The organism is Arthrobacter sp. KUASC02, from assembly GCF_059739395.1.
Window position 1 is genome coordinate 4,689,637 of record NZ_AP046053.1, and the last position, 14,659, is coordinate 4,704,295.

The window sequence follows — 14,659 nt, forward strand, 5'->3', positions numbered from 1 at the left end:
CACAGTAGCCAGCGTGGCGATTTGGACTAAAATGGGAAGTGGCCCAGGACACATGCCATGCATTCAACTGCAAAAATGTGTCTAGAGTGCCTCCGGCGTGTCCCCCATCGTGCCGGGGGCCTCTCTGCGCATCAGGGCTCGCCCAACCCGTTGATACTCCGGACCCGGTGACACTCCGGACCCGTTGACACTCCGGGCCCGGACGCTAGGGACCTAGACGGTGCGGACTACATCCTCGTAGGCGAACTTCGGCTTGGCTTCGCCCCAGGCGTCGGGACCGGGCTGGCCGATGTTGACCACCAGGAAGCTCTTCTGGTCCCCGGCGGGGAAGAACGCCGCATCGATGGCGGAGAAATCGGCTCCGGTCATGGGGCCGGCAGCGAACCCGAGCGAGCGGACCGCCAGGATGAAGTAACCGGCCTGCAGGTGGGCGTTGTTGTTGCCCGTGCTGGCGGCCAGTTCCGGGGAGGCGTCGTACATGGCCTTGGGGGCGTTGTAGCCGGGGAGGAAGTTGTCCCACTGCCCGGCCCAGTCGGTGTCGTAGCTGAGGATGGCCACGAGCGGGGCGGACGCGGTCTTGGCCTTGTTGCCGTTGGCCAGGGTGTCCACGAGCTGTGCGCGGGCCTCGTCGGAGCGGACGTAGGTCACGCGCAGCGGCTGGGAGTTGAACGCCGTGGGGCCGAACTTGGTCAGCTCGTAGATGGCGCGGGCCTGCTCGTCCGTGACCTCTCCGGTGAATGCGTTGGCCGTACGGGCTTCGGCGAAAATCGCGTCCACTGCGGCTGCGTCGATCACTGCTTCTTCATGGGCAATTGTCATCTGCATACCTTTCGCTGGGCCCGCTCACCCGAAGGCGGCCGGCAGTTCTGCTATCCATAGTTGCAACTTCAAGCGAATCATTCCTCTTCCCGTGACCCCGCGTGACCTTCCCCACAGCGGCGACCTGCCTGGCGGGCAGCCCGGCGGCCGGGCTCCCCGGCGGGCGGCCCGGAGCGCAGGCTCCCCGGGGGCCGGGCGGATTGCGGGGCGCACTGGCGGACCTGCGCGGTAATGTTGCTCCGGAAGATTCCTTCCCCGCTCCCGACACATCCTCCTTTGAAAGGCTCCCGGCCATGAGCATGCTTGGTACCAAATGGAAGCTCCACGGCAACGGTAAGTCGGTCCGCCCGGGCGAGGTGGTGGCCCCCGGCGAAAGGCTGACCTGGCCGCTGACCATCGGGGTGGGAATGCAGCACGTCGTGGCGATGTTCGGGGCCACGTTCCTGGTGCCCATCATCACCGGCATGCCGCCGGCCACCACGCTGTTCTTCTCCGGCATCGGAACCCTGCTATTCCTGGTGATCACCCAGGGCCGGGTGCCCAGCTACCTCGGTTCGAGCTTTGCGTTCATAGCCCCGATCATGGCCTCCCAGCAGCAGTTCGGGATTCCCGGGGCCCTGGGCGGGGTGGTGCTCGCCGGCGCGGGCCTGGCCGTCATCGGCGCGGTGGTCCAGAAGTTCGGGGCCGGCTGGATCAACCGGCTCATGCCGCCGATCGTCACGGGCGCCATCGTGGCCCTGATCGGACTGAACCTGGCCCCGGCCGCGAAAAACAACTTCGACGCCGCCCCGGTCACCGCCGTGATCACCCTGGCCACCATCATCCTGGTGAGTGTGCTGTTCAAGGGCATCCTGGGCCGCCTCAGCATCCTGGTGGGCGTAGTGGTGGGCTACCTTGTGGCCATGCTCCGCGGCGAAGTCAACTACAGCAAGATGGACGCCGCAGCGTGGGTTGGGCTGCCGCATTTCCAGACCCCCGAATTCCACCTGGGCGTGGTAGGCCTCTTTGTTCCCGTGGTGCTGGTGCTGGTTGCGGAGAACATCGGCCACGTGAAATCCGTGTCCGCCATGACGGGCCAGAACCTCGACGGCGTCTCCGGACGCGCCCTGATGGCCGACGGCGCCGCCACCGTACTGGCCGGCTTCGGCGGCGGTTCGGGAACCACCACGTATGCCGAAAACATCGGCGTGATGGCAGCCACGAAGGTCTACTCGACGGCGGCCTACTGGGTGGCCGGCACCTTCGCGATCATCCTCAGCTTCTCCCCCAAGTTCGGTGAACTGATTGCCACGGTTCCCGCCGGGGTGCTGGGCGGCGCGGCCACCATGCTCTACGGCATGATCGGCATCCTGGGCGTCAAGATCTGGGTCCAGAACAAGGTCAACTTCTCCAACCCCGTCAACCTGACCACCGCAGCGGTGGCGCTGATCATCGGCATCGCGGACTACACCTGGACCATCGGCGAGCTGACGTTCACCGGCATCGCCCTGGGCTCCGCCGCCGCGCTGGTGATCTACCACGGCATGAAGGCGATCGCGAAGGCCCGCGGCAGCGTCGCTGAGCCGGAGACCGAACAGGCCGGCCTGCCCCCTGCAGTCAAGGCCGCCATCAACGCCGCCGCCAAGCGGACTCCGAAGAAGCGGCCTTAAGCACCGCGTGCGGGCGGCCGCCTCGGCAGCCGCCCGCACGGGCCGTTTACCGGCGGAGCGTTATCCGGCGTCGAAGGCATCGTCCTCGCGGTCCTTGGGGGCTTTGCTGTCCGGCAGGTCCGTGCCGCTGCCGTCGGGGATCCCGGCGGCGTCCTGCGGCGGTTCAGACGAGAAGGGCCGTCCGGCGTCGGGATCCTCGGTGTTGGATCCATCCATTTCCGCCTCCGCGGACGGCACTGCGGCGTCGCCTTCAGCCGGCTCAAAGCCGGGGTCCGTGCTTTCACTCTCTGCGTGCAACTGATCCTCCGTTCCTCCGAAACGGCCGGCGCCGGGTTCGCCGGCGCTGTCCTGGTCTTCACCGCCGAGCTGGCTGAGGTCCGGCGCTCCGGCAGGATAGGTTTCGCCGTCCGGGCTGTCCTGGCTCAGGCCCGCGGCGTCGAACGCCTCTTGCTCACGCGGCTGGGCGAACTTCTTCGTGTCAGCGCCACCCATTTCCTGCTCCACAGTGGGCGTACCGTACCCGCCCTCTTCCTCGATGGGTGTTCCTTGGTTATCCTGCGTCATTTCATTCCTCCTGGGTGGTAGGGATTGCTGGCTTGCTGGATGCGGGCCTGGATCCAAAGTCTGGACCCTGGACCTGGACGGGATCAGAGACCCTTGCCGCCTGTCACCGGAAGCACGGCCCCGGAGATATAGGAGCCGTGGTCCGAGGCCAGCAGGACGTAGGCGGCCGCCAGTTCCGCGGGTTGTCCCGCGCGTCCCAGAGGAGTGTCCTGGCCGAACGTCGGCAGCTTGTCGGGCCATTCCGTCGCGGGAATGAGCGGTGTCCAGATGGGGCCCGGGGCCACAGCATTGACCCGGATGCCCCTGGGTCCAAGCTCCTGGGCAAGCGCCTTGGTGAACGCCACCTGGGCGCCCTTTGTCATGGCGTAGTCAATGAGTTGCGGAGAAGGGTTGAAGGCCTGGATGGAGGCGGTGGTGATGATGGAGGCGCCTGCCTTGAGATGGGGCACCGCGGCCCGTGCCGTCCAGAGCAGGGAATACAGGTTTGTCTTGAACACACGGTCGAATTCCTCGGTGGGCAGCGATTCAAAGCTGTCGCGGTTCTTTTGGTAGGCGGCGTTCAGCACCACCACGTCCAGGCGACCGAACTCCGCGAGCGTGTCCGCCACGATCCCGGTGCTGAAGTCTTCACGGCGCCCATCGCCCGGCAGCAACAGCGCGCGTTGCCCGGCCTTGCGGATCCACGCGGCGGTGTCCTGGGCGTCCGCTTCCTCCTCGGGAAGGTATGAGATGGCGACGTCGGCCCCCTCGCGGGCGAAGGCAATGGCCACCGCCCGTCCGATGCCGGAGTCTCCCCCGGTGATGAGCGCTGCCTTGCCGGGGAGCGCGTTGCTTCCTTCGTAGCTTTCCTCGCCGTGGTCCGGCTGTGGCTCCATGGGCGCCGTGAGCCCGGGCTGCTTCTGGACTTGCTCCGGGAACGGTCCGTCATGGTAGCCCGCCCTGGGGTCCCGGGGCTGGTGATCCTGCTTTTCGTCGGTCATTTCCACCTCGCTAACGTCTCAGTTCGTTTCTGGTCCGGTGCGTGACTGGCTCTTCGAAACTATCCCAGCGCACAAGGCAAGTCCACGGTTTTGGCCAAATTAGTCAGTAAACTTAGTAGTGCTTGATAATAGGGGCCTTCAAGCCTAGGTTGAGACATAGTTGCGGCCATGCTCGGCCGCTCGCGGCAACCGGAGGTGGGCAATTGTCGGACCCGGAGGTGACGCCGGGCAACGGTAGGAACGAAACGGTCGAGCAGCAAATGGACCGCAACTGGATGGAGCTAATCCAGGAGCTGCGCGTGCTCCAGACCGGCGTCCAGATCCTTGCCGGCTTCCTGCTCACGCTTCCCTTCCAGTCCCGGTTCGAGGACCTCGACACTTTCCAGGTGGGCCTCTACCTGACCAACGTGGTGCTGGCCGCCCTGACCACAGCACTGATCCTCTTGCCGGTCAGCGTCCACCGCAGGTTGTTCCGGCAACGGCTGAAGGCCACCCTGGTTTCGAGCGCGGACAGCATTACGAAGGTTGCCCTCGGCGGCGTCGCACTCCTGAGCGTCGGAACATCAGCCCTGGTCTTCGACGTAACCGCAGGACGCAACGCGGGACTCACGGCAGGCGGATTGCTGCTGGCAGTCCTGCTGATCCTGCTGGTAATCGTCCCGATCCAGCTCAACAAACGCGCCAGGCGAGGATAGTTCGAAGGCTGTCTTCAATGAAGTTCACCAGTCAAATTCGGGAGGCGCCATGAAGAAGTGGGCCAAGGAACACGGTCTGATGCTTGCCAACGTGGGGCTGTTCCTTGCGTTCTTCAGCGGCATGGTGGTCAGCGGAGCCAGCGATTACAGCGAGGACCAGCTCGCCCACGGCCAGCCGGCAGTGACCGTGGCCGAGTACCTCGCCACCGGGGCGTTCCTGGAAGCCACGTTCGAGAACTGGGAATCGGAGTTCCTGCAGATGGGAATGTATGTCATCCTGACGGTTTTCCTTTTCCAAAAAGGCTCTTCGGAATCGAAGCCGATGGGTAAAGCAGCCCCGCAGGACGAGGACCCCCGAGATGCAGCCATGAAGGCCGCCACGCCGTGGCCCGTACGTCGCGGCGGCTGGGTGCTCAAGCTCTACGAGCACTCCCTGTCCATCATGTTCCTGGTGCTGTTCCTCGCCTCATTCATCCTCCACGCGGTTGGCGGCAGCGAGGAGTACAGCCAGGAACAACAAAGCCACGGCCAGCCGGGCGTGACGCTGCTCGGCTACCTCGGCACCAGCCGGTTCTGGTTCGAGTCGTTCCAGAACTGGCAGAGCGAATTCCTGGCGGTCGCCGTGCTGGTTGGCGCGTCCGTCTACCTGCGCGAACGGGGCTCGCCCGAGTCCAAACCTGTGGCCGAACCGCATTACGAGACCGGGGCTTAGCGGCCCGGGTCAGGCCCCTTCGAGGACCTGGCTGGTGGCCCAGGTGAGGTACTTGGCGGCATTGGCGACGGCATCTTCCGGGCTGGCAGCGACGTCCAGCAGCTGCGCCGCGGCCACCACCCCGTGCCTGGCCAGATCCTCCGGTGTGACCAGGATGCGGCCGGCCACCACAATCACCGGGATGCCCCGCTCGCGCGCTGCATCGGCCAGAGCGATGGGCGCCTTGCCCTCCAGCGACTGCGAGTCCATGGATCCCTCGCCGGTGATCACCAGGTCCGCCTCGGCCAGCTGGACCGCCAGGCCCGTGAGGCCCGCCACCAGGGCGAAGCCTCCTTCGAGGGCGGCATTGCTGAAAGCCAGGAACGACGCCGGGAACCCGCCGGCCGCGCCGGCTCCGGGAACGTTGACGTCGCGTCCCGTGGCCTCCCGCAGAACCGACGCCCAGTTGCGGAGCCCCGCATCCAGCAGTTCCACGGCGTCCGCGTCGGCACCCTTCTGCGGACCGAAGACGTACGCAGCTCCGTCGTTTCCGAACAGCGGGTTCTGAACGTCCACGGCGATCCGGAATTTCACGGCAGCCAGCCGGGGGTCCAGGCCGGAAACGTCAACGCCTACAACATCCCCCAGTGAACCGCCGCCCAGCGGAACCACGTTGCCGCCGGCGTCCAGCGACTTCAGTCCCAATGCGCGCAGGGCGCCGCTGCCGCCGTCGGTCATGGCAGAGCCGCCCACGCCCAGCACGATTTCGGTGGCCCCGGCGTCCAGCGCGGCCGCGATGAGCTGGCCGCAGCCGTAGCTGTGCGCGCGCAGCGCGTTGGCGGGCGTCGGCTCCATGTGCGCCAGCCCCGAGGCCTGGGCGGTTTCAATCACAGCGGTGGCTCCGCCGAAAGCATCCTTGCGGAGTGCCCAGGCCGCGCCTATGGGCGCCAGGATGGGACCGACGACGGCGTTCAGCCGTTCCTCGTAGCCGGCGGCAACGGCGGCCTCCAAGGTGCCTTCCCCGCCGTCGGCCACGGGGAACTGCGTGGCCACCGCGTCCGGATAGACGCGCAGCGCCCCCTCGGCGATGGCACTGGCAGCCTCCGCAGCAGTCAGTGACCCTTTGAACTTGTCCGGAGCGATGAGAATGCGCATGGGTCTATCCTGCCAGCAACCGCCGGAAAGCGCTTGCCTGCGAGTAACACGGGGCTTGCTCAAGTCATGACACGACGGGTGCGGGTGAAGCCTGTATCCGCGAAACAGTCCTCCCGGGAACGGATTAAGGGAACTTCTCCCAGTTCCGTGCTTTGAGCACCGCGAAGTAGCCGGGGATGAGGTCAGCCCGCGTCGGGTGGGACAGGGGCATCGTCTCGATTGTCGTGGGACCGTCCTCGATCAGTTCCCAGCGGCCCGCGGGGAAGGCCAGGTTCCGTTCTTTCGCGCCGAAGCGTCCTGGCATCGGCAGCCCGCGGATGGCCCCTTCGAGAGGCGACGGGATGGACCGGAGCGTTGCGCCGAGGTGTGAGACGTATTCGACGGCGTTTCCCTGGAAGTCGGTTTCGGCAAGGAACACCCGCCCGTCGGCTCCGGCGATGGCACGAACGTTTTCGGCAAGGGCGTGCCGGTCACGTTCCCCCAGGACGTGGAGTACGCCCCGGATAAAGACATTCGCCCCTGCCCCGGCTCCCCCGCCAAGCAGCCGCAGCTCTTCCCCGAGCCTGCCGCCGGCGCCGGGGGCCGTCATGTCACGGACGAGGTACGACACGTTCGCCAGCCCGGCTGACTCGCTGAGCGCCCGCCGCACTGCGTGGGCGGAGACATCAACTCCCATGGCGTGCGGAAAGAGCGCGGCCAGTTGCCGGGTGAAGCTGCCGTTGCCGCAGCCGATGTCCACCACCGGCAGCCGGGGGTCCAGGTGCTGGTGCAGCCTGTGCACGTAACCCTGCATCTCGTGGTCGCTGCCGGAGTCCCACAGAACGTCGCCGGTGGCCCCAGTGGTTTTCACGGAGGACCAGAACCGGTCCCAGGCAACATGGTGGTCCCGTGGTGCGCCGGCGGACAATCGCACCAGCCTGGGGATCATCAGATATTTCTTTAGGGCGGCGAGCATGGTCCAAATATAAGGGCACGTCTGTTGATGCCCGGTCAGCCAGGTCCGGAGATCAGGTCACAGACAGCCAGGCGATGGCGTCCCGCTCCGACGTGAAGAACTTCGTGGGACACGGCACCGCGTTGATTCCCAAAAAGAAATTCGCCAGGACGCGGTCAACCGGCGATGCCCCCAGCAAGGCGATCCGGGAGGCCTGGCACGGGCGGCCAAAAACGGCGCGCGCGCCCCTGCTCACATCGGCAGTGGTGGCCATGTCCACCAGCATGGGATGCCGCTCGTCGCCGCACAACTGGTTCACCCTGAGCATGGCACGCTCCGCGTCCTCGGCCGTGATCACGGCGCCGCGCGGCCACGTTAACCGGAGCACTCCGTCGGCTCCCAGAGCCAGTCCCGCTTCCGTGCCCATCTCGCGATTTCCGGACATATCCACCCTTCCTCCCGCCAGGGTAAGCACCGCACGGAATGCGTGCGACCTATGTCACCCTACAATGTACTCAACCGGGGACCGAGGGGGGCAGTGTGGCAATTCAGGCGGCGCAGGAATCACTTGTACAACGCACGGCTGTCGTGGCCGATCCGGACAGCGGGCGCCTGTCCGCTACAGCGGCCGTTTTGGCGGACGCAGGGTTCGAGGTTTCCACGGCCTCCAGCCACGAAAGCCTCGCCGGGCTGCTGGACCGGCACCATCCCAGCATCGTCGTCGCGGACCATTCGCTGGCCGGCCCGCCGGTGGATGCACCGCTGCTCCTCCTGATCGATCTGGACGACGAATCCGCGGCCGAAAGCGTGCGGTCGCTCCCCATGGCGGACTACATCGCGAAACCCCCGGCCCCGGCCGAACTTGTCCATCGGGCGGACGTCCTGATCAGCCGCGCTGCGCAGCGCTCCGATGCCCGGCAAAGCGCTGAGCGGCTGCGCGAGAAGCTCCGCGGAGTGTCCTCTGCGGTCCGCGCCACCCACGATCCCCTCCTGATTTCGGATTATCTGGTGACGGGATTCGGGGAGACGTTCGGCGCCGACCGCGTCCTGTTCACCACTTTCGACGACGACCGGGTCCCGCGGATAGCTGCCCAGTGGCACCGGCCCGGGCTTGCCCCGGTCCCGGACGGCCTCGGCATCCAGGAATCCTCCGCGCACCGCGTTGCGGACCGGCTGTGGTCGGAAGCCGAAGTCCTCGCGGTGGAGGACCACCGGTTCCACGAGTGGTCCCCCGAGGACCACGAACTGGCGGCATGGTCGGAGCATATGGCCCCCTGGGCCTCTGCCTTCGTTCCCGTGGGCGAGGGCAAGTCATCGCTCGGCGTCATCTGGATCGCACAGCTGGACGAGCCGCGGGTCTGGACGCGCACCGAAATTTCCCTGATTCAGCATGTGGCCGGAAACGTTGCGTACGGGCTCATCCAAAGCCACTTGATGAGCGCGCAGCAGCGGGTGGTCAAGCAGCTGCGGCAGCTCGACCAGGCAAAGACCGATTTCCTTGCCACCGTCAATCACGAACTCCGTACTCCGCTGACGTCCATTTCCGCCTACCTGGACATGATCCAGGACGGCGTGGGAGGGCCGGTGCCCGCGGAAGTGGACAGGATGCTGGACATCATTGTCAGGAACTCGGAACGGCTGCGGCGGCTGATCGAAGATATGCTCACTGTTTCGCGCCAGGATTACGACGGCGCCAACCTCCACCTGGGGCCCGTCCAGCTGGGCCACACTCTCCAGATCGTGACAGTGGCGCTGCGCCCGCTGGCCGAACTGGGAGATGTTTCCATCTCGCTGGAGCTCTGCGACGGCGATTCCGCGATTATGGCCGACGAAGTTCAGCTGGAGCAGGTGTTTACGAACCTTGTTTCAAATGCCATCAAATTTACGCCTCGCGGAGGCGGGATTGTTGTCAGTTGCAGCCTTGAGTCAATGACGGATGGCGAGCCCGGCATTAATGTCCACGTGCGTGATACGGGGGTTGGAATCCCGGAGGAAGAAATCCCGCATCTTTTCACCCGCTTCTTCCGGGCATCCAACGCGACCTCGGCCGCCGTCCCCGGCAGCGGCCTGGGACTCGCCATTGCGTACGACATCGTCAAGGCGCACCGGGGAGATGTGGCGGTCAGCTCGGAACTGGGCAGGGGCACCACCATCACCGTAAAACTGCCGGTTTCCGGGCCTTAAACGAAACTGCCCCCGGATCGGAGATCCGGGGGCAGTCTTGGCGCATGGAGCTTAGTCTGGCCACCAGCCGATGTGTGCCTGCGTGGTGGGCGCCTTGCTTGACGTGCTGACGGTGGTATCCGACTTGGGAGCGGCCGTGGCGGGCGCAGCAAAACCTGCGACAGCCAGGACGCCGGTGAGCAAGAATGTAGCGGCTATTTTCTTCATCCGCGGGTCCTTTCAATCAATTGGGCGCAAAAACTCATTACGAGCGTCAGTATACGGTCACAAGATCAACATTTAACTCCAGTAACACCAGCAAAATATTGACGCGGATGGACGATGCAGAACCATTCCGGGGGATAATTGAAAAATGCCGATTCCCCGGAAATTGTTACCGCATGTGGTTGCGGAGCTTCAGGCCCGCGAAAGCTGGAAAAGCCGCGAGTACTCGCGGGCGCGGGACGAAGCACGCAGGGCAGCGGAGCTCGCCTTGCTGGAGGGGGACCAGACCGCCTGGTGGAACATGACGCTCTTCCAGGCTGAATGCCTCAAGGACATGGGTCAGATCCACGAGTGCATGGAGCTGATCACGTACCTGTCCGGCCACCCGCTCTCCACGGCGGAACCGGCCCTGGGAGCACGGGCCTTCATTCTGTTGGCGCTCTCGCAGCAGGGGCTGGGGCGGCTACCTGACGCCGTCGCCGCAGCCACCTCCGCCGCCGACCTCGTTGCCGGCAACCCCGAGTACGTCTACCTCCACATCCAGGCCCAGCGTGCGCTCATCGCCGCCCTCGCGGAAAGCCGCCGGCTGGATGAGGCGTGGGAGCAGTGCCTCCTGCTGGAGGGCCTGCTGACGGACCTCGTGGACGAGGACACTGCCGGAAAAGCCTACTGGGTGATTGGAAACGTCGCGTTCCTCACCGGCCGGGTGATGGACGGCGGCCGCTACCACGACATGGCGGCAGAGAGCCTGTCACCGTCGAAGGACGTGGACCTCTGGGCCCGGTTCAACCGCGCGTCGGCCGTGATGCGCCTCGAGGCGGAGCTCACCGACCCCGCAACCCTTCGCTGCATCGAGCGGGCCGAGCTCGCCACCGAAGTGGTCGGCGGCAGTGACCGCGACCTCCTTGAAATGTCGTTCGTGCGCGCGCACTGGCATTTCCTGACCGGCGATATGGCCACGGCCATCAACATGCTCCGGCCGCTGTGCACCGAAGCAGGAATCCTGGCCACCCAGACAGCGGGTGAGGCCTCGTTCCTGCTGGGCAAATCGCTCCTTGCCAACGGTGAACACGAGGAAGCACTCCAACGCCTGGCTGATGCGGCCGAACTCTTCGACAATGCTGCCGCTTCCGAACGAAGCGCCCAGGTCCGTGCGTATGCGGCAGGTGTCAGCTAACGCACTCCGGAGGGACGGACGGTGTATTTTTAGTTTCAAAGCCTCGCCGGAGGTTAGGTGGCGCCAGGGAGGCCGAACGGCTCTTCTCATATGTTCGGGGGATTAATGTCTAAGCCGCTTGGATTGATGCAAGAGCAAATAGTCAGGATCGTGCTTCCCCGGGACGAACACCTGGATGAGCAGTCAGCGAGGCTGCTCGCTGCCGGCCTTCAGCGCCCGCGCTCCGGCTCTCCGCTGGCCGTACTCCTGGATGTGACGGACGTAGCGTCGGTCAGCAGGGCGGCGAGGGCGGTGTTCAGCAATGTGAGCACGGTGGCCGCCTGGGCGCTGCTGGGACGGACGCCGGTGGACCGGATCCTGGCGCACTTCATCCTTGGCGGCGACTTCAAGTCCGGGCCTGCCAGTTACTTCACGTCCGAGCCCGAGGCCCTCAAGTGGTTGAAGGAAAACGCCCATGTTCACTGAGGGCGACCCCCGCCTGGGGAAGCTGCTGGACGGAATCGTCCGCCTTGCCGCAGGGGAGCTTCACTCGCGGATTGAAGTATCCCCCGCGAGGGATGAGCTGGATGCCGTCATCATGGGCACCAACCTCCTCGCCGAAGACCTGCAGATCATGTACCAGGAGCTGGAACAGCGGGTGGAACTGCGCACCCGGCTGCTCAACGAAGCGCACCTGGAAATGCAGAAGATGGCGCTGACGGACTCGCTGACCGGCCTGGCCAACCGCACGGCACTGGTCAGCGCCCTCAACGACACCCTGGCGGAGGCTGAGCGGGGCGACCTTCCGCCCGCCGTCCTCCTGCTGGACCTCGATGCTTTCAAAGGCATCAACGATTCCCTCGGCCACGCCGCCGGGGACCAGGTGCTGGCCGCCGTCGGGGAACGGATCAAGGCATCGGTCCGGGACACGGACACGGTGGCCCGCCTGGGCGGTGACGAATTCGCCGTCCTGATGCCCGCCACCACCCTTGCCCGCGCCGCGGGCGTGGGCAACCGCATCCTCGCTGCCCTGGACAGCCAGGTGGAGCTCGACAACGATTCCGTCCAGTGCGGCGCCAGCATGGGGCTGTGCATCGGTGGCGCCGGGCAAAGCGCCGAACAGCTCCTCATGGAAGCCGACGTGGCCATGTATGCCTCCAAGGCCGGCGGGCGCAACAGGCTCAAGGTATTCGAACCGGCCATGCTGCACGCGCGCCAATTGCGGAGCCAGCTTATTGAGGACCTGCGGACGGCCATTTCCGAGTCAGAGCTGGTGCTTTTCTACCAGCCCGTGGTCGCGCTGGCTTCCGGCCGGATCGAGGGCGCGGAAGCCCTGGTCCGCTGGCAGCATCCTTCCCGCGGCATGGTGATGCCGGACGAGTTCATTCCCCTCGCTGAGGATGCCGGACTCATTTCCGAGCTGGGCGGCTGGGTGCTCCGCACCGCCGTCAGGCAACTGCAGGACTGGCGGGCGGAGGGCCGCGCGGGGGACGACTTCTCCATGCGGATCAACATCTCGCCCACGGACCTTCAGCGCCTCGAGTTCATCGAAGAGGTCCGGGATGCCCTCAGCGGGGCCGGAATCAGCCCGGAGCTGCTCGTCCTGGAGCTCACGGAGGGCGCGATTGTCAGCGGCAATGAGCTGGACCGGTACTCCCTGAGCAGCCTGCGGAAGCTCGGGGTGGGCCTTGAAATCGACGACTTCGGTACGGGCTATTCCTCCATCAGCTACCTGCGCAAGCTTCCGGTGGACAAGGTCAAGGTGGACCGCTCGCTGCTGAAGGACCTCGGAACGGACCCGGCACAGCCGGACCTGATCGCAGCGATTCTCCAGCTGATCCGGGCGTGCGGCCTCGAAGCGGTCTGGGAAGGGGTGGAGACGGCGGAACAGGCACAGCACCTGGCCAGCATCGGCTGCGTGAGCGCCCAGGGGTATTACTTCGGCCGCCCGGTTCCTGCGGACGAGTTCGCGGCCGTGCTGGAAGCGCAGCGGGCTTCACACCACGGCAGTTAGTCCCACTGCCCCCGGTCCTGCAGCACCGTCTTGAGGAGATCGGCCCGGTCCGTCACGATGCCGTCAACGCCTAGGTCCAGGAGCCGGTGCATCTCCGCGGGGTCGTTGATGGTCCACACATGGACCTGGAGGCCGTGCCGGTGGGCGCGGCGGACAAACGCCGGCGTCACCACCCGGACGGCACTGTAGCTGACCGGCACCTGCAGCGCGTGGATGCCCCGCACCACCCGCCGGATGACCGGCGCGGGAAGCACCGGCCCCAGCATGGTGAAGAGCGCATTGGATACGACGCCGGCCGACGCCGCGACCGGCCGGCTCAACCGTCTGAGCACCGCCCGGCGGCGGCGGTCCGAGAAACTCGTAATCAGCACCTGATCGTGAACGGCGTACTTCTCAATCGCGGCGGCGAGCCCGTGGACGGAGTTCCAGTCCTTGACGTCCAGGTTCAGCCGGACGCCGGGGAAAGCCCGCACCATCTCCTCAAACAGCGGGATGGGTTCCAGGCCGCCGATCCGGGCCTGGGCCACCGTTGCCGCAGGCAGCCTGGCAATGCGTCCCTGCCCGTCCGTGACACGGTCCAGTGCGGGGTCATGGAACACCAGCAGCACGCCGTCGGCGGTGGTATGGACGTCCATTTCCAGGTACCGGTAGCCGAGTTCGACGGCGGCACGGAACGCCGCCATCGAATTTTCCAGCCCGTCCGGCGAAAATCCGCGGTGCGCCATCGCGATCCGCGCGGACGCGCTTCCGGCGGTGAAGAAAGGCTGGGGCTCGGTCATTCCAGGCGCCTGCCTAGGCGCTCTTCACGCCAAATTCGGCCAGTTTGGCTTCGAGGATCTGGGCCACGCCGTCGTCGTCGAAATGTGGCGCCTGCTGCCCTGCGGCGCGGATGGCCTCCGGGTGGCCGCTGGCCATCGCGTAGCCGTCACCGGCCCAGCGCAGCATCTCGATGTCGTTGGGCATGTCCCCGAACGCCACCACGTCCGCTGCGTCAATCCCCAGGGTGGCGGCGTATTCGGCGAGGGTCACCGCCTTGTTGACGCCCGGGAGGGCCAGCTCCAGCATGGCCACGGTGGGTGCCGAGTGGGTGGCGGAGGCGAGGTGCGCGACTGCGGGCGACACTTCGGCCAGGAAGTCGTCCGCCGTGCCTTCGCGGACGATGGCCAGGAACTTCACCACGGCGTCGTCGGCGGTGAGCGTGCTGGCCAGCGGGGCGGGGGTGAATTCGGTCAGGAGTTCGCTGGAGTCGTTTTCGATGAAGCCCGGCTCCAGGTGGAAGCCGGTGAGCGTTTCCGCCGCGAACAGCGCGGACGGCCGGAGCTGCTTGATGATGCGGCGCGCTTCGAAGACAGCCTCCAGGGCGAGGGCGCGCGCGGAGACCAGGCGGCCTGCCTCGAGGTCCCACACGACGGCACCGTTGGAGCAGATCACGGTTCCGGCGTGCCCCAGCTGGTCTTCCAGGGGGTGCAGCCAGCGGGGCGGGCGTCCGGTCACGAACACCAGTTCGACGCCGGCATCGCGGCACGCGTGGAAGGCGCGGATGGTCCGGTCACTGATCTTGCCGTCATGCCCGAGGATCGTTCCGTCGATATCACTTGCTACCAGCCGCATACA

16 protein-coding genes are annotated in these 14,659 nt (G+C 66.0%); 7 read left to right on the plus strand and 9 right to left on the minus strand.

Features of this window, described 5'->3' with window-relative positions:
* Positions 1–213: 213 nt before the first annotated feature.
* Positions 214–819, minus strand: coding sequence for a malonic semialdehyde reductase (locus tag AC6JAC_RS21550; RefSeq protein ID WP_028270288.1), 606 nt, complete (start codon positions 817–819; stop codon positions 214–216).
* Between the two features lie 293 nt (positions 820–1,112).
* On the opposite strand from AC6JAC_RS21550, the gene AC6JAC_RS21555 reads away from it, so the two are divergent.
* Positions 1,113–2,468, plus strand: a complete 1,356-nt coding sequence (locus AC6JAC_RS21555; protein ID WP_028270287.1) for a uracil-xanthine permease family protein — start codon at positions 1,113–1,115, stop codon at positions 2,466–2,468.
* A gap of 60 nt (positions 2,469–2,528) precedes the next feature.
* Here the strand turns inward: AC6JAC_RS21555 and AC6JAC_RS21560 are convergent, their stop codons facing one another.
* Together AC6JAC_RS21560 and AC6JAC_RS21565 are read right to left on the minus strand one after the other, a co-directional pair.
* On the minus strand, positions 2,529–3,032 hold the full coding sequence (locus tag AC6JAC_RS21560) for a hypothetical protein (RefSeq protein WP_028270286.1): 504 nt from the start codon (positions 3,030–3,032) through the stop codon (positions 2,529–2,531).
* Between the two features lie 83 nt (positions 3,033–3,115).
* Entirely contained in the window at positions 3,116–4,012 is an 897-nt protein-coding gene (locus AC6JAC_RS21565; RefSeq protein ID WP_028270285.1) for an SDR family oxidoreductase, read from the minus strand.
* Between the two features lie 203 nt (positions 4,013–4,215).
* Between AC6JAC_RS21565 and AC6JAC_RS21570 the strand changes: the two genes are divergently transcribed.
* Both AC6JAC_RS21570 and AC6JAC_RS21575 read left to right on the plus strand, forming a co-directional pair.
* Positions 4,216–4,707, plus strand: coding sequence for a DUF6328 family protein (locus AC6JAC_RS21570; protein WP_028270284.1), 492 nt, complete (start codon positions 4,216–4,218; stop codon positions 4,705–4,707).
* A gap of 49 nt (positions 4,708–4,756) precedes the next feature.
* Positions 4,757–5,419, plus strand: a complete 663-nt coding sequence (locus AC6JAC_RS21575; RefSeq protein WP_028270283.1) for a DUF6766 family protein — start codon at positions 4,757–4,759, stop codon at positions 5,417–5,419.
* Positions 5,420–5,428: 9 nt separating this feature from the next.
* Here AC6JAC_RS21575 and AC6JAC_RS21580 read toward each other — a convergent pair whose 3' ends face one another.
* The 3 genes from AC6JAC_RS21580 to AC6JAC_RS21590 all read right to left on the minus strand — a co-directional run bounded on the left by AC6JAC_RS21580 (position 5,429) and on the right by AC6JAC_RS21590 (position 7,932).
* Positions 5,429–6,553 carry a glycerate kinase gene (locus AC6JAC_RS21580; protein WP_497966597.1) on the minus strand — a complete coding sequence of 375 codons (1,125 nt, stop codon included), beginning with the start codon at positions 6,551–6,553 and terminating at the stop codon, positions 5,429–5,431.
* A 124-nt stretch (positions 6,554–6,677) separates the two neighbouring features.
* The gene (locus AC6JAC_RS21585) at positions 6,678–7,508 is read right to left on the minus strand and encodes a class I SAM-dependent methyltransferase (RefSeq protein ID WP_028270281.1); all 831 of its coding nucleotides are present in this window, start codon (positions 7,506–7,508) and stop codon (positions 6,678–6,680) included.
* Between the two features lie 52 nt (positions 7,509–7,560).
* Entirely contained in the window at positions 7,561–7,932 is a 372-nt protein-coding gene (locus AC6JAC_RS21590; RefSeq protein WP_028270280.1) for a DUF7793 family protein, read from the minus strand.
* Positions 7,933–7,970: 38 nt separating this feature from the next.
* Between AC6JAC_RS21590 and AC6JAC_RS21595 the strand changes: the two genes are divergently transcribed.
* Positions 7,971–9,671, plus strand: coding sequence for an ATP-binding protein (locus tag AC6JAC_RS21595; RefSeq protein ID WP_081818845.1), 1,701 nt, complete (start codon positions 7,971–7,973; stop codon positions 9,669–9,671).
* A gap of 51 nt (positions 9,672–9,722) precedes the next feature.
* On the opposite strand, the gene AC6JAC_RS21600 is transcribed toward AC6JAC_RS21595, so the two are convergent.
* Positions 9,723–9,878 (minus strand): hypothetical protein, encoded by a 156-nt coding sequence (locus AC6JAC_RS21600; protein WP_156037087.1) that lies wholly within the window; start codon positions 9,876–9,878, stop codon positions 9,723–9,725.
* A 145-nt stretch (positions 9,879–10,023) separates the two neighbouring features.
* Between AC6JAC_RS21600 and AC6JAC_RS21605 the strand changes: the two genes are divergently transcribed.
* The 3 genes from AC6JAC_RS21605 (at position 10,024) to AC6JAC_RS21615 (ending at position 13,045) form a co-directional block, all read left to right on the plus strand.
* The gene (locus tag AC6JAC_RS21605; RefSeq protein WP_028270278.1) at positions 10,024–11,052 is read left to right on the plus strand and encodes a hypothetical protein; all 1,029 of its coding nucleotides are present in this window, start codon (positions 10,024–10,026) and stop codon (positions 11,050–11,052) included.
* A 126-nt stretch (positions 11,053–11,178) separates the two neighbouring features.
* Complete coding sequence (locus AC6JAC_RS21610; RefSeq protein WP_156037086.1) at positions 11,179–11,517, plus strand: DUF7793 family protein; 339 nt, start codon at positions 11,179–11,181, stop codon at positions 11,515–11,517.
* Complete coding sequence (locus AC6JAC_RS21615; protein ID WP_028270277.1) at positions 11,507–13,045, plus strand: putative bifunctional diguanylate cyclase/phosphodiesterase; 1,539 nt, start codon at positions 11,507–11,509, stop codon at positions 13,043–13,045. Before AC6JAC_RS21610 ends, AC6JAC_RS21615 begins: the two co-directional genes overlap by 11 nt.
* On the opposite strand, the gene AC6JAC_RS21620 is transcribed toward AC6JAC_RS21615, so the two are convergent.
* Together AC6JAC_RS21620 and AC6JAC_RS21625 are read right to left on the minus strand one after the other, a co-directional pair.
* On the minus strand, positions 13,042–13,824 hold the full coding sequence (locus AC6JAC_RS21620) for a glycerophosphodiester phosphodiesterase family protein (RefSeq protein WP_028270276.1): 783 nt from the start codon (positions 13,822–13,824) through the stop codon (positions 13,042–13,044). The two genes, AC6JAC_RS21615 and AC6JAC_RS21620, sit on opposite strands and share 4 nt — an antisense overlap.
* Before the next feature lie 13 nt (positions 13,825–13,837).
* The gene (locus AC6JAC_RS21625) at positions 13,838–14,656 is read right to left on the minus strand and encodes a Cof-type HAD-IIB family hydrolase (RefSeq protein WP_028270275.1); all 819 of its coding nucleotides are present in this window, start codon (positions 14,654–14,656) and stop codon (positions 13,838–13,840) included.
* Positions 14,657–14,659 lie beyond the last annotated feature (3 nt).